The sequence below is a fragment of the Rhodopseudomonas faecalis genome (assembly GCF_003217325.1).
Taxonomy (GTDB): Bacteria; Pseudomonadota; Alphaproteobacteria; order Rhizobiales; family Xanthobacteraceae; genus Rhodopseudomonas; species Rhodopseudomonas faecalis.
Genome location: NZ_QJTI01000012.1, coordinates 15,807 through 30,950 on the forward strand (window position 1 = coordinate 15,807; position 15,144 = coordinate 30,950).

Here is a 15,144-nt window from a genome sequence, read left to right on the forward strand (position 1 = left end):
GGCTCGTTGGGTACCAGGGGAGCCGCAAGGTCCGCTTGCGGTTTCGACCATGACTCAGAACCGTGCCAGCGTGCCGATCGGAACGGCGCGTCGGGCGCTGAGCGTGCAGGTTTGGGGCAATCTATGGCAGGCGTGATCGCATCGGTGCGTCGGACGCTGCTGTCGTGCACTTCGCTGGCACGCAGCAGCTACATTGGCTTCGCCGCCACCGTGCTGACCGCGGTGACGCCGGCGCGTGCCGAGGCGGCGATGCTGGACGCGGCCGCCGAGCTGTTCGATCTCAACCGCCAGGAACTCGGCACGCTCACCATCACCGCCGGCGTGCTCGGCTTTACGGTGCTGGCCACCATCCAGTTGATGCGCACCCGGATGCGCGCCGCGGCCTGCGAAGCGCGGCTGCGCGACGACATCCAGAGCCTGCAGATCGAAAGCGACCGGTTCCGCGCGCTGCTGTTCACCGAACCGCAGGTGCTGATCTCCTGGGCGGCCGGCGACAACCGCCCGCAAATCTCCGGCGATATCGCGCTGCTCGTTCCGCCGACGCAGGACGGGCCGCCGCAGCCGCATCGCGTGCTGGCGTTCGGAACCTGGATGGCGCCGGAGCCGGCGCTGCGCATGGACCACGCCGTCGATGCGCTGCTGGAATCCGGCGAGAGCTTTGTGCTGAATCTCGTCACCTCGACGGGCCGCAGCATCGAGGCGATGGGCCGCGCGGTCGGCGGCCAGGCGATCGTGCGGATTCGCGAGCTGAGCGGGCTGCGCCGCGAACTCGCCGAGATGACCGACCGCTATCGCGCGCTGCACGAAGAAACCGAGATGCTGCGCGATTTCGCCTTCGCCGCGCCCTGGCCGATCTGGACGCGGCGCGCCAATGGCGAACTGACCTTCGCCAACGCCGCCTATGCGCGCGCCGCCGAGGCCACCAGCATCACCGACGCCGTGCAGCACAATGTCGAGCTGCTCGACAGCCATGATCGCGACGCGCTGACCCGCGGCCTCAATGACAGCGCCGCGTTCAACGCGCGGCTGCCGATCGTGGTCGGCGGCGAGCGGCGGATGTTCGACGTCTATGCCCAAAAGGTGCGCGGCGGCAGCGCTGGCATGGCGATCGACGTCAACGAAGCTGCCGCACTGAAAACCTCGCTCGCGCGGATGGCCGATTCCCATCGCCGCACGCTCGATCAATTGTCGTCCGGCGTTGCGGTGTTCGACGAGCAGCACCGGCTGGCGTTCTACAACGATTCCTATCGCCGGCTGTTCGATCTCGACACCGCGTTCCTCGATTCCAATCCCGACGAATCGACGCTGCTCGACAAGCTGCGCGCCGCGCGCAAGCTGCCGGAACAGGCCGATTTCCGCGCCTGGAAGACGCGGCTGTACGACGCCTATCGCGCCGTCGATGCCACCAAGGACGTCTGGTATCTGCCCGATGGCCGCGCGCTCAGCATCGTCACCACGCCCAATCTCGAAGGCGGCGTCACCTATCTGTTCGACGACGTCACCGAAAAGCTCGACCTGGCGCGGCGCTATGACGCGCTGATCACGGTGCAGCGCGAGACGCTCGACAATCTCGCCGAAGCGGTCGCGGTGTTCGGCAGCAATGGCTGCGCGCGGCTGTTCAACCCGTCCTTCACCCGGCTCTGGAATCTGTCGGAAGAAGCGCTGCAGCAGCAGCCGCATATCGAAACGGTGATCGACTGGTGCCGGCCGTTGTTCGACAATGGCGCGACCTGGCAGACGCTGCGCACCGCCATCACCAGCATCGAGAACCGGGTGCCGGTGCCGCTCAAGCTGCAGCGCAAGGATGGCAGCGTGCTCGCCTGCCTGACCATGCCGCTACCCGACGGCGCCACCATGCTGACATTCCAGGACATCACCGATACCGAGAATGTCGAGCGCGCGCTGCGCGAGCGCAACGAGGCGCTGGAAGCCGCCGATCAGATGAAGATCGACTTCGTGCACCACGTCTCCTACGAGCTGCGCTCGCCGCTCACCACCATCATCGGCTTCGCCCATTTCCTCAGCGATCCGACCACCGGGCCGCTCACCGACAAGCAGGGCGAATATCTCGGCTACATCACCAGCTCGACCAACGCGCTGCTCGCCATCATCAATAACATTCTCGACCTCGCCACCATCGACGCCGGCGCGATGACGCTCAATCTCGGCCCGGTCGATATTCTCAAGGCGATCGACGCCGCCAGCGAAGGCATTCAGGACCGGCTCGCCCGCGATCACATCACGCTCGATGTGCAGGCCGATGCCGAAATCGGCCAGTTCATCGCCGACGAACGGCGCGTGGTGCAGGTGCTGTATAATCTGCTCGCCAACGCGGTCGGCTTCTCGCCGCAGCAATCCACCATCACCTTGAAGGCCGAGCGCACCGCCACCGATATCGTATTCACCGTGATCGATCGCGGCCCGGGCATCGCGCCCGAAGTGCAGGAAAAGGTGTTCGACTGGTTCGAGAGCCATTCCAACGGCTCGCGCCATCGCGGCGCCGGGCTTGGGCTGTCGCTGGTGCGCTCGTTCGTCGAGCTGCATGGCGGCAAGGTGCGGATCGATTCGGTGGTGGGCCAGGGCACGACGCTGACCTGCAGCTTCCCGATCGATCAGTCCCAGCAGCGCCACGCCGCTGAATGACCGCGCCGTTCGCATTCTCCGTCGCGCTGGCCAATGAAACGGCCACGGCGCATCTCATGGCCGATCTCGCGCTGCTGATCAGCCCGGGCGATGTGATCGCGCTGTCGGGCGACCTCGGCGCCGGCAAGACCGCGGCGGCGCGCGCCATGATCCGCTATCTCGCCGGCGAGCCCGAGCTCGACGTGCCGAGTCCGACCTTTACGCTGGTGCAGTCCTACGATCTGCCGTCGTTTCCGCTGCTGCACGCCGATCTGTACCGGATCGACGATCCCGGCGAACTCGAAGAGATCGGGCTGTCGCCGCTGCCGGAGGGCACGGTGGCGCTGATCGAATGGGCCGAGCGCGCCCCGGAGGTGCTGCCGGACGACCACATCGAGATCACGCTGACCCATCGCCCGGCGCTGGGCTCGGTGGCACGCGCCGCCGAGATCAAAGGTTATGGCAAGGCCGCCGCCCAGGTACGGCGGCTGCAGGCGCTGCGCGCGTTCCTGGAACGCGCCGGGGAGATGGAGGCGGCGCGCGAACGGGTCGCCGGCGATGCCTCGACCCGCTCTTATGCCCGGCTGCTTCATGACGGCCCGCCGCTGATCCTGATGAACGCGCCGCGCCGGCCGGACGGCCCGCCGATCTATGGCGGCCGCTCCTACAGCGCCGCGGTGCACCTCGCCGAAGATGTCCGGCCGTTCGTCGCGATCGCCAATGGCCTGCGCGAGCGCGGCTTTTCCGCGCCGGCGATCCTGCACGCCAATCTGAGCGATGGCTTTCTGATCACCGAGGATCTCGGCGCCGCCGGCTTCCTCGGCGGCGTGCCGCGCCAGCCGATCACTGAACGCTACCAGGCCGCCGCCGATTGCCTGGCGGCGCTGCATCGCGCGCCACTGCCCACCGTGCTGCCGGTTCCGGACGGCCCGGACTACACCATCCCGGAATTCGACGTCGAAGCGATGCTGATCGAGATCGGCCTGATGCCGGAATGGTATCTGCCCGACCGCGGCACCCCGCTGACCGCGGCCGCCCATCAGGAGTTTCTGGCGCTGTGGCGCGCCTTGCTGTTGCAGCACGCCGCCGACGCCCAGACCTGGGTGCTGCGCGACTTCCATTCGCCCAATCTGATCTGGCTTGAGGACCGTACGGACATTGCCCGGGTCGGCCTGATTGATTTTCAGGACGCGGTGCTCGGCCCCGCCGCCTATGACCTGGTGTCGCTGGCGCAGGATGCCCGCATCGACGTGTCCGAACAGCTCGAACTGACGCTGCTGGCGCGCTACATCAAGGCGCGGCGCACCGCGGAACCGGGCTTTGACCCGGCCGCCTTCGCCGAGACCTATGCGGTGATGTCCGCCCAGCGCAACACAAGGCTGCTCGGCACCTTCACCCGGCTCAACCGCCGCGACGGTAAGCCGCAATACCTCGCCCATCTGCCGCGGATCTGGACCTATCTGACGCGCTCGCTGGCGCACCCGGCTTTGGCGTCGCTGCAGAGCTGGTATGACCGGCATGTGCCGCCACCGGCGCTGTGATCGCATTCGCTTTTACGGCTTGTTAGCGTTGCCGCCGATAACCTCCGCGCTGTCCCGAAATGGAGGAAACGAGCATGGGTGTTGCGGAGCGCCGCAAGTCCGGTCGAGTCGTTTTCGAGCGCGGTCTCAAAGCTCACATGATGGCGATCGACGGAACCTGGCGCCGGCCATGCTCCGTTGAGGACGTGTCCGACGTCGGCGCCAAGATCACCATTGAAGGCGAGTTCCAGGGGCTGAACCTCAAGGAATTCTTCCTGCTGCTGTCGACCACCGGACTCGCTTATCGCCGCTGCGAGCTGAGCTGGATCAATGGCGACCAGATCGGCGTTACCTTCATCCGCAACGACAAGAAAAAGCGTGAGCCGGCGCGCGGCCGGGCGCAGCACGCCAGCGCCTGATCGCCTTCTCGTCCCTCGCGCGCGTCTTATCTTCGTCACGACCGCAGGTTATGCGGCCGGTCATCGTCGCGCGGAACATGTTACTGTTGCGTGCGATTCTTGAGACGAAAACAACAGACGAAACAACCGGGGACCGCCTACGAAATGTCCGTTACCCCCACTAAAGCGATGGTTCTTGCCGCGGGCCTCGGCCTGCGGATGCGGCCGATTACCGAAACCATGCCGAAGCCGCTGGTGCGCGTCGCCGGCAAGCCGTTGCTCGATCATGTGCTCGACAAGCTTGCTGAAGCCGGCGTCGCCGACGCGGTCGTGAACGTTCACTACCTGCCCGATCAGATCATCAACCATGTCGCCGGCCGCAGCGCGCCGAAAGTGACGATTTCCGACGAGCGCGACCAGGTGCTCGGCACTGGCGGCGCGGTGGTGAAGGCGCTGCCGCTGCTCGGCACCGCGCCGTTCTTTCATCTCAACGCCGATACCATGTGGATCGACGGCGCCCAGCCCAATCTGAAGCGGCTGGCCGACACGTTTGATCCGGCGCGCATGGATATTCTGCTCTTGATGGCACCGACCGCGAATAGCATCGGCTATAGCGGCCGCGGCGATTTCGCCATGACGCCGGACGGCACGCTGCGCAAGCGCAAGGAGCTGGAGGTGGTGCCGTTCGTCTATGCCGGCGTCGCGATCCTGTCGCCGCAGCTGTTCAATGATGCGCCAGCTGGCGAATTCTCACTGACCGACATTTTCGATCGCGTCGGCGAACAGGGCCGGCTGTTCGGGCTGCGCATGGAAGGCGTCTGGATGCATGTCGGCACGCCGGAGGCGATCGCCGCGGCCGAGCGGGCCTATTCGACCAGCGTCGAATAGCCGGCGCGTGTTGCGCGCCGCGCCACGACGTTTCCGGCTGCACTGCTGATCAGCTCAGCCGCACGGGCACCTGCGGCAGCGGCCACACTCCCTCGGGCCGCTGCCGCATGCCATGATGCGCGCTGCCGCGAATCGAGATCGTCATGCGTGTCTTCAACATTCCGCCGTCCGCGCCGTTTCTGCGCACCCTGATCACGGCACTGGTGGACGGCGAGCTGATCGCGGGCTTTGCACCGCGGCGCGCGCCGGAGCTGCTGGCGCAGGCTACGCTCTATCTGCCGACCCGGCGCGCCATGCGGCTGGCGCGCGAGACCTTCCTTGAGGTGTTGGGCGGTGACGCCGCGATCCTGCCGCGCATCGTGGCGCTCGGCGATATCGACGAAGACGAGCTGGCCTTTGCCGAACAGACCGCGGCGATCGGCGGCGCGGCGACGCTGGAATTGCCACCGACGCTGAGCGAGCTTGATCGCCGGCTGGCGCTGGCGATGCTGGTCGGGGCCTGGGCCAAGCAGCTCGACCCCACTGATCCGCTGGCGGCGCCCTTGGTGGTCAGCAGCCCAGCCTCGGCGATCGCGCTCGCCACCGAGCTGGCGCGGCTGATGGACGACATGGCGACCCGCGACGTCGATTGGAAGCGGCTTGATGGCCTCGTGCCCGGCGCGCTCGATCGCTACTGGCAGCTCACCCTCGATTTTCTGAAAATCGCGCGCGACTGGTGGCCGCGTTATCTCGCCGAAATCGGCTGTATCGAGCCGGTGGTGCGCCATAATCGGCTGCTGACGGCGGAAATGGAGCGGCTGCGCGCCCAGCCAAGCGGCCCGGTGATCGCCGCGGGTTCAACTGGCTCGATGCCGACCACCGCGCGCTTTCTGGCCACGATCGCCGCGCTGCCGCAGGGCGCGGTGGTGCTGCCGGGGCTTGATACCGAACTCGATGACGACGCCTGGCGCCAGATCGGCGCCAGCAGCGCACGCGCCGATGATCCCAATCCGGCGCCGCCATCCTCCAACCACCCGCAATTTGCGCTGTTTCAACTGCTGAATACCTTCGGCATCACGCGCGCGGATGTGCGGCCGCTCGGCGCGGCGGTGTCCCATGCCCGGGAAACGCTGCTATCGGAGGCGCTGCGGCCATCGAGCGCCACCGCGCATTGGCATCACCGGCTGCAACAGGCCGAGATTGCCGAGCGAATCGCCGCCGCCATGCAGACGCTGACGGTGATCGCCGCCGACAATGCCGAACTGGAAGCGCTGGCGATCGCGGTGGCGATGCGCGAGAGCTATGCGCAAAATCGCAGCGCCGCGCTGGTGACGCCGGACCGCGCGCTGGCACGGCGCGTCGTCGCCGCGCTCGGCCGCTGGCAATTGCCGTTCGACGATTCCGGCGGTGATGCGCTGGTCGATACCTCGGTCGGCGTGCTGGCACGGCTCGCCGCGGAAGCCGCCAGCGCCGGGCTTGAACCGGCGACGCTGCTGGCGCTGCTGAAACATCCGCTGCTGCGGCTCGGCGCGGCACCAGGCGCCTGGAGCAGCGCGATCGAGACCCTGGAAATCGCGGTGCTGCGCGGCACGCGGCCGCCGCCCGGCAGCGCTGGGCTGGCGCAGGCGCTGGCGCGGCTATGCAGCGAGCGCGACAAATTGCGGCGCGGCGAGGTCTCGATGCTGCATCGCTCCGAACTACGCGCCCAGCTTGGCGACGACGCCATCGAGGCCGCGCAGCGCCTGGTGACGCAGCTTGGCGCCGCGCTGGCGCCGCTGGAAACGCTGGATGGCGATCAGAGCCATGATCTTGCCGAACTCGCCAAGCGCCACCGCGCGGTGCTGACCGCGCTGACGACCGATGCCGAGGGCATCGCGGCGGCGTTTGACGGGCTGGCCGGCGCGGCGCTGGCGCGGGCCTTCGATGACATGCCGGCGCATAGCCACGTGCTGGCGCGGCTTCGCGACTATCCCGAGGCGTTCACCACGCTCTATGCCGATCGCATGGTGCGGCGGCCGGAAGCGGTGGATGCGCCGCTGCGCATCTTCGGCCCGCTGGAAGCGCGCCTCACCGATTGCGACCGCGTGATTCTCGGCGGACTGGTGGAAGGCATCTGGCCGCCGGCGCCGCGCGTCGATCCCTGGCTGAGCCGGCCGATGCGCCATCAGCTCGGCCTCGATCTGCCGGAGCGGCGGATCGGGCTGTCGGCGCACGACTTTGCGCAGCTGCTCGGCCATGACGACGTGATCCTGACCCACGCCGCCAAGGTCGGCGGCGCCCCGGCGGTGACCTCGCGCTTCCTGCATCGGCTGAAAGCGGTCGCTGGTGATCAGCGCTGGTCGGCGGCGCTTGGCCGCGGCGCCAGCTATCTCAGCTATGCCGCTGCGCTCGACCGCCCCGCCAAGGTCGAGCCGATCGGCCAGCCGATGCCACGGCCGCCGCGTAGCGCGAGGCCGCTGCAGCTCTCTGTCACCGCGATCGAAGACTGGCTGCGCGATCCTTACACCATCTACGCCAAATACATCCTCAAGCTGGCGCCGCTCGATCCAGTCGATATGCCGCTGTCGGCCGCCGATCGCGGCTCGGCGATCCATGCCGCGATCGGCGAGTTCACCGAACGGTTCGCCGCCGCACTGCCGGACGATGGCGCGCGCGTGCTGCGCGAGATCGGCGCCAAGCATTTTGCGCCGTTGATGCAACAGCCGGAAGCGCGCGCGCTGTGGTGGCCGCGTTTCCTACGCATCGCCGACTGGTTCCTGAGCTGGGAGAACGAGCGCCGCGGCGACATCAAAGCCGTGCTGGCCGAGCAATCCGGCCGCCTGAAAATCCCGCTCAGCGATGGCCGGCACTTCGTGCTGACCGCGCGCGCCGACCGGATCGAACGGCGCACCGACGGCAGCTACGCGCTGCTCGACTACAAGACCGGGCAGCCGCCCTCCGCCAAGCAGGTGATGATGGGCCTGTCGCCGCAGCTCACCTTGGAAGCCGCGATCCTGCGCGATGGCGGCTTCGACGGCATCCCGGCCACGGCCACGGTCAGCGAATTCACCTATGTCCGCTTGAGCGGCAACAGCCCGCCCGGCGAGAACAAGCCGATCGAGCTGAAACGCGGCCGCGGCGAGCCGGCGCTAACGCCCGATGACGCCGCCGATCAGGCGCGCGCCAAGCTGGAATGGCTGGTGCGCAAATTTGATAGCGACACCGTGCCGTACACCTCGCTCGATCTGCCGATGTGGGCCAGCCGCTACGGCAGCTATGACGATCTCGCCCGCATCAAGGAATGGGCGGCTACCAGCGGAGACGAGCGATGAGCGCGCGCGTCATTCCGCAGGAGGCGATCGCCCGGCAGATCCAGGCGTCCGATCCCGGCGCCTCGGTGTTCGTGTCCGCCAATGCTGGCGCCGGCAAGACCCATGTGCTGGTGCAGCGCGTCATTCGCCTGCTGCTCGCCGGGGTGCCGCCGGAGAAGATCCTGTGCATCACCTTCACCAAGGCGGCCGCCGCCAATATGGCGCAGCGGGTATTTGCCACGCTCGGCCATTGGATCACGCTTGGCGACGACGCGCTCGATGCCGCGATCCGCAGCACCGGCATCGCCCAGCCTGACGCCGCGCTGCGCCGGCGCGCCCGTGAACTATTCGCTGGCGCGCTCGAAACGCCGGGCGGGCTGAAGGTGCAGACCATCCACGCGCTCTGCACCCGCCTGCTGCAGCAGTTTCCGTTCGAGGCCAATGTGCCGGCGCATTTCGCCGTGCTCGACGACCGTGACCAGGCCGAGATGATGGAGCGCGCCAGCCTGGCGGTACTGCTGAAAGCAGCCGCCGAGCCGGACAGCAAGGCCGGGCGCGCGCTTGCGGTGGCGATGACTTCGGCGGCCGACACCACCTTCCGCGATGTGGTGCGCGATGCCTGCATGAGCCGCGATACGTTTCTGGCCTGGATCGACCGCGCAGGTTCCGCCGACGCCGCGATGGCTGAACTATCGGACGCGCTCGGCGTCGCGCCGCAGCTCGATGCCGCCAGCATCGACAGCGCCATTGTCGACGGCCCGCATCTGCCGCGCTCAGAATGGGCCAGCGTAGCAACGATCTTTGCCAGCGGCAGCACCAATGACGGCAAGCAGGCGCAGCGACTGCGCAATGCGCTGACGCTTTCGGGCGAGGCGCAGATCGAAGCTTATCTTGCGGTGTTTTTCACCGGCGGGATGGAGCGACGCAAATCGCTCGCTACCAAAAAGATCGCAGAAAGCTATCCTGAATTCTGCGCGCGGCTCGCTGACGAAGCCGAGCGCGTGGCGCAATTACTAGCGCAGCGCCGCGCGGTGGCGGCGCGCGACCGCACCGAGGCGCTGCTGGTGATCGCCAGCGCGGTCGCGAGCGCGATCCGCCGCGACAAGCAACAGCGCGGCCTGCTCGATTATGACGATCTGATCGACAAGACGCTGGAGATGCTGGACCGCATTTCCTCGGGCTGGGTGCATTACAAGCTCGACCGCGGCGTCGATCATGTCCTGATCGACGAAGCGCAGGACACCAGCCCGCGGCAATGGGACATCATCGAGCGGCTGATCGCCGAATTCACCGCCGGCGCCGGCGCGCGCGACGGCTTGAAGCGCACCATCTTCGCGGTCGGCGACGAAAAGCAGTCGATCTTCTCATTTCAGGGCGCGGTGCCGCGCGAATTTGCCGAGCGGCGCGGCGCGTTGCAGAGCCGGTTCCGCAAAGCCGAGCTGAGCTTTGAGAAGGTCAACTTCAACTACTCGTTCCGGTCCGGCGCCGCGATCCTGCAATCGGTCGACTACGTGTTTCGCGATCAGGAGATCTTTCGCTCGATCCACGCCGATGACAGCTATCCGGTGCATCAGGCGCTCGGCGATGCCGGGCCGAGCCTGGTGGAATTGTGGGAGCTGCAACAGCCCGACAAGCGCGAGGACATGGAGGGCTGGCAGGCGCCGTTCGATGCGGTCGCCGAAACCAGCCCCGAGGTGAAGCTGGCGCGGCGCGTCGAGGCCGAAATCGCGCGGCTGATCCGCGATGGCACGCTGACCGGCCCGGTCGGCAACCGCCGGCGGCTGCGCTATGGCGACGTGCTGATTTTGGTGCGGCGGCGCGGCCGCGCGTTCAACGCGGTGATCCAGGCGCTGAAGCGCGGCAACATCCCGGTGGCCGGCGCTGACCGGCTGAAACTCACCGAACATATCGCGGTGATTGATCTCCTCAACCTCGCCGATGCGCTGCTGCTGCCGCAGGACGATCTGGCGCTGGCGACCGTGCTGAAAAGCCCGCTATTCGGCCTGGATGATGACGACTTGTTTGAGCTGGCCTGGGATCGGCAGGGCTCGCTGCGCCAGGCGCTCGATGCGCGCGCCAATGACAATCCGAAATGGCAGCGCGCCCGGCAGCGGCTGGAAGCCTGCGCGGCGCGCGCCCGCAGCGAGGCGCCGTTCTCGTTCTACACCTGGCTGCTCGGCGGCGATGGTGGCCGCGCCGATATGCTGCGCCGGCTCGGCCCGGAAGCGACCGACGCGCTCGACGAATTTCTGGAGCTGGCGCTGAGCTATGAGCGCAAGGCGCCGGCGACGCTGCAGGGCTTTGTCGGCTGGCTGCGCTCGGCCGATACCGAGATCAAGCGCGACATGGAAATCGCCCGCGACGAGGTGCGGGTGATGACGGTGCATGGCGCCAAGGGCCTGGAAGCGCCGGTGGTGTTCATGATCGACACCACCTCGGCGCCCGCCGACAACGCCCGGCTCAATCTGATTGAGCTGGCGCGCGGCAACGCCGCGCCGGGCGCCGCTGGCGTGGTGGTGTGGGCCGGCCGCAAGAGCGACGACCCGCCCGCGGTAGCGGCGGCGCGCGAGGCAATGCTGCGCGACACCGAGGATGAATATCGACGGCTGCTCTATGTGGCGATGACCCGCGCCGCCGACCGGCTGATCGTCGGCGGCTGCATGCCGGGCAACCGCAAGGAGGTGCGCGAAGCCTCCTGGTACGATCTGATCTGCAAGGGGCTGGAACGCTCCGGGCTGCCGATGCAGGAGCTGACCACCGACGATGGCGTGGTGAAGCGCTTTGGCGAAATCGCCGAGGCCGCTGGTAGCCCTGAAGCCGCCGCCGAGCCGCCGCAACCGGCCGAGCTGCCGGCCTGGCTGCGCAGCGCAGTGCCGCCATTCGTGCCGAAACTACGCATGCTGCAGCCCTCGGTCGCCGAGCTCGACGCGATTCGCGCCGCGCAGCATGGCGGCGATGCCGATCCGGCGCGGCTGCGCGCCCGGCAGCGCGGCGTGCTGGTGCACCGGCTCTTGCAATCGCTGCCCGAGATTGCCGCGCCGCGCCGCCATGAGGCTGCGAGCGCGTATCTCGCCCGCCACGTCGATGCGCAGCTATGGCCACCGGCCGAGTGCGAGGCGCTGACCGCACGGGTGCTGGCCTTGCTGGATGATGAGCGTTTTAGCGCGGTGTTCGGCCCCGGCAGCCGCGCCGAGGTGCCGATTGTCGGCCGGTTGCCGCATCTTGGCGGCGGGCCGGCGCTGTTGGTGTCCGGCCAGGTCGACCGGCTGGTGGTCGCCGATGACACCGTGCTGATCGTCGATTTCAAGACCAATCAGACGCCGCCGCCAAGCAGCGCCGACGTGCCGGCCGGCTACCGGCGCCAGCTGGCGCTGTACCGCGCCGTGCTGGCCAAGCTTTATCCGCAGTGCGCGGTGCGGGCCGCGCTGCTATGGACCGAAACACCTGAAATGATGGAGATTTCCGAAGCGGCGCTGGAGCAGGAGGCCTCCGCGATCATGTCCCGGTGAGCGTCCTTGACCCGGCCCCCCGCCGTTCATAGGTTCAGCGTCCCTTCTGCGCGATTCCCGCAGCGCCGTTCAATCACCGATACGAGGTTTCCCATGGCCGTTGGCAAGGTTTCAGACAACGATTTCGACTCCGAAGTGCTGCAAGCGGCGGGGCCGGTCGTGGTGGATTTCTGGGCCGAGTGGTGCGGCCCGTGCCGGATGATCGCCCCGGCGCTCGACGAAATCGCCAGCGCGCTCGGCGACCAGGTCAAGATCGTGAAGCTCAACGTCGATGAGAGCCCGAAGACCGCCTCGAAGTATGGCGTGATGTCGATCCCGACGCTGATGATCTTCAAGGGCGGCGAAATGGCCTCGCGCCAGGTCGGCGCCGCGCCGAAGGCCAAGCTGCAGCAGTGGATCAGCTCCGCGATCTGAGCGGCGCTGCCATCTGAATTTGAACGGCCGGCCCCGCGCCGGCCGTTTGCGTTGGCAGAGGCCGCCATCCCTGCCGATGACCCGTCATGCCCGCGCTTGGCGCGGGTATCCACGCCTTGAAAACGCTGCAAGATCAAAGACGTGGATGGCCGGGACGAGCCCGGCCATGACATACACAATGTATCAGTCGCAGTATCAGCGCTAATTCGGCGGCGTGCCGTTGCAGGCCAGCACCTGGCCGGCGAGGTAGAGCGAGCCGGTGATCAGGATGCGCGGCGGCACTTCGTACAAGAGCCGCGCCACGCTTTGCAGCGCGGCATCGACGCTGCCCGCCACTTCGACCCGCATGCCGAGCCGGCGGGCCGCCTCGGCCAGGCGCTGCGGCGACATCGCATCGGCGCGGGTCGGGATCGGCACCGCGATGATGTGCCGGGTCAGCCCGGCGAAATTGCCCAAAAACCCCTCGGCATCCTTGTTGGCCATCATGCCGGCGATCACCACCAGCGGCCGCGGCACCCGTTCTTCCAGATCGCCGAGCGCCGCCGCGGCGACCCGGCCGCCGTCGGCATTGTGGCCGCCGTCGAGCCAGACCTCACTGCCGGGCGGCGCGACCGCGAGCAGCGCACCGCTTGCAAGCCGCTGCATGCGCGCCGGCCATTCCGCGCCGGCGACACCGGCCTCGAACGCGGCATTGTCGATCGCAAAATGATCGACCGCGCGCAGCGTGGCGATCGCGAGCCCAGCATTGTCGAATTGATGGCGGCCGAACAGCCGCGGCGCGGCGAGATCAAGCAGGCCGCGTTCGTCCTGAAACACCAGCCGGCCGCGCTCGATCGCGACATGCCAATGCTGGCCGGCGGCGCTGAGCGGCGCGTGCTGACGGCGCGCCTCGCGCTCGATCACCGCCATCGCCTCATCGGTCTGCTCGGCGACAATCACCGGCACGCGGCGCTTGATGATGCCGGCCTTTTCGCCGGCGATCGCCGCCAGCGTCGGACCGAGAAATTCGGTGTGGTCGATGCCGATCGGGGTGATCACGCTGGCGAGCGGCTGCGCCACCACATTGGTGGCGTCGAGCCGGCCGCCCATGCCGACTTCCAGCAGCACGACATCGGCGGGGTGCTGCGCGAACAGCTCAAAGGCCGCGGCGGTTTCGATTTCGAACAGCGTGATCGGCTCGCCGTCATTGGCGGTTTCGCAGCGGCGCAGCGCGGCGAACAATTCATCGTCGCTGACCAGGCGGCTGCCGCCGCCCTCGGTGCCGATCCGAAAGCTCTCATTGACACGCACCAGCCAGGGCGAGGTGTAGGCATGGACGCGCAGGCCCGCAGCTTCGAGGATGGCGCGCAGATAGCTGAGGGTCGAGCCCTTGCCATTGGTGCCGGCGATATGGATCACCGGCGGCAGGCGGTTATGCGGGTCGCCGAGCCGCGACAATAGCCGCAGCATCCGCTCGAGCGACAAATCGATGGCGTGGGGATGCAGTTGCGCGAGCCGGGCGCGCAGCCCGGCCAGCGGCGTCTGTGACGCGGCGCCCTCGCTCACGCCTGCGGCGCGGCAGCGGGCGGCGGCTCGGCGGCGGGCGGGGTGGCCGCAGCGACCGGCTGTTCGGCGGCAACCGGCTCGGGCTGCTCCACCGGCTCGCAGGCTTCGGCGTCGGTGACGGCATCGATCGCCGGCGCCTTGGTCAGCAGCCGGCACAGCCGCGCCAAGGTCGGGCGCAGATCATGGCGGTGCACCACCATATCGACCATGCCGTGATCGCGCAGATATTCGGCGCGCTGGAAACCTTCCGGCAGCTTTTCGCGAATGGTCTGTTCGATGACGCGCGCGCCGGCAAAGCCGATCAAGGCGCCCGGCTCGGCGATATGGACATCGCCCAGCATCGCGTAAGAGGCGGTGACGCCGCCGGTGGTCGGATTGGTCAGCACCACGATGTAAGGCAGCTTGGCGTCGCGCAGCATCTGCACCGCAACGGTGGTGCGCGGCATCTGCATCAACGACAGAATGCCTTCCTGCATGCGCGCGCCGCCCGAAGCGGCGAACAGAATGAACGGCGAGCGCTTTTCCAGCGCCAGTTCAATGCCGCGGATGATGGCCTCACCGGCCGCCATGCCGAGCGAGCCGCCCATGAAGTCGAAATCCTGCACCGCGATCACGACCGGGAAATTTTCCAGCTTGCCATAGCCGACCTTGACCGCGTCATGCAGGCCGGTCTTGGCGCGCGCATCCTTGATGCGGTCGACATAGCGGCGCTCGTCGCGGAATTTCAGCGGATCGGGCGTCACTTCCGGCAGCGCGATGTCGTACCAAGTCTCATTGTCGAACAGCGACTTGAGCCGCGCCACCGCGCCCATGCGCATGTGGTAGTTCGAGCCGGGAATCACGAACTGATTGGCTTCGACGTCCTTGTAGAACACCAGATGCCCGGAATCGGGGCACTTGATCCAGAGATTCTCCGGCGTCTCGCGCCGCAGCATGTTGCGAATCTTGGGACGGACGACGTTGGTCAACCAGTTCATGA

Annotated in this window: 9 protein-coding genes; 7 read left to right on the forward strand and 2 right to left on the reverse strand. The window is 67.6% G+C overall.

Features of this window, described 5'->3' with window-relative positions:
- The first annotated feature begins 123 nt into the window (after positions 1–123).
- The 7 genes from BJ122_RS11045 (at position 124) to trxA (ending at position 12,620) form a co-directional block, all read left to right on the forward strand.
- A complete protein-coding gene (locus BJ122_RS11045; protein WP_110781086.1) occupies positions 124–2,643 on the forward strand; it encodes a sensor histidine kinase in 2,520 nt (839 codons plus the stop codon).
- Positions 2,640–4,163, forward strand: coding sequence for a tRNA (adenosine(37)-N6)-threonylcarbamoyltransferase complex ATPase subunit type 1 TsaE (gene tsaE, locus BJ122_RS11050; protein WP_110781087.1), 1,524 nt, complete (start codon positions 2,640–2,642; stop codon positions 4,161–4,163). The genes BJ122_RS11045 and tsaE overlap by 4 nt, the downstream gene beginning before the upstream one ends.
- 74 nt (positions 4,164–4,237) lie before the next feature.
- Positions 4,238–4,561: a PilZ domain-containing protein gene (locus BJ122_RS11055; protein ID WP_110781156.1), complete on the forward strand. Its 324-nt coding sequence runs from the start codon at positions 4,238–4,240 to the stop codon at positions 4,559–4,561.
- Between the two features lie 144 nt (positions 4,562–4,705).
- Complete coding sequence (locus BJ122_RS11060) at positions 4,706–5,428, forward strand: nucleotidyltransferase family protein (protein ID WP_110781088.1); 723 nt, start codon at positions 4,706–4,708, stop codon at positions 5,426–5,428.
- Between the two features lie 143 nt (positions 5,429–5,571).
- Positions 5,572–8,718 (forward strand): double-strand break repair protein AddB, encoded by a 3,147-nt coding sequence (gene addB, locus BJ122_RS11065; RefSeq protein WP_110781089.1) that lies wholly within the window; start codon positions 5,572–5,574, stop codon positions 8,716–8,718.
- Positions 8,715–12,206, forward strand: coding sequence for a double-strand break repair helicase AddA (gene addA, locus BJ122_RS11070; RefSeq protein WP_110781090.1), 3,492 nt, complete (start codon positions 8,715–8,717; stop codon positions 12,204–12,206). The genes addB and addA overlap by 4 nt, the downstream gene beginning before the upstream one ends.
- A gap of 93 nt (positions 12,207–12,299) precedes the next feature.
- The gene (gene trxA, locus BJ122_RS11075) at positions 12,300–12,620 is read left to right on the forward strand and encodes a thioredoxin (protein ID WP_027278966.1); all 321 of its coding nucleotides are present in this window, start codon (positions 12,300–12,302) and stop codon (positions 12,618–12,620) included.
- A gap of 201 nt (positions 12,621–12,821) precedes the next feature.
- Here trxA and BJ122_RS11080 read toward each other — a convergent pair whose 3' ends face one another.
- Together BJ122_RS11080 and accD are read right to left on the reverse strand one after the other, a co-directional pair.
- A complete protein-coding gene (locus BJ122_RS11080) occupies positions 12,822–14,165 on the reverse strand; it encodes a bifunctional folylpolyglutamate synthase/dihydrofolate synthase (RefSeq protein WP_110781091.1) in 1,344 nt (447 codons plus the stop codon).
- Positions 14,162–15,142 (reverse strand): acetyl-CoA carboxylase, carboxyltransferase subunit beta, encoded by a 981-nt coding sequence (gene accD, locus BJ122_RS11085; RefSeq protein WP_110781092.1) that lies wholly within the window; start codon positions 15,140–15,142, stop codon positions 14,162–14,164. The genes BJ122_RS11080 and accD overlap by 4 nt, the downstream gene beginning before the upstream one ends.
- Positions 15,143–15,144 lie beyond the last annotated feature (2 nt).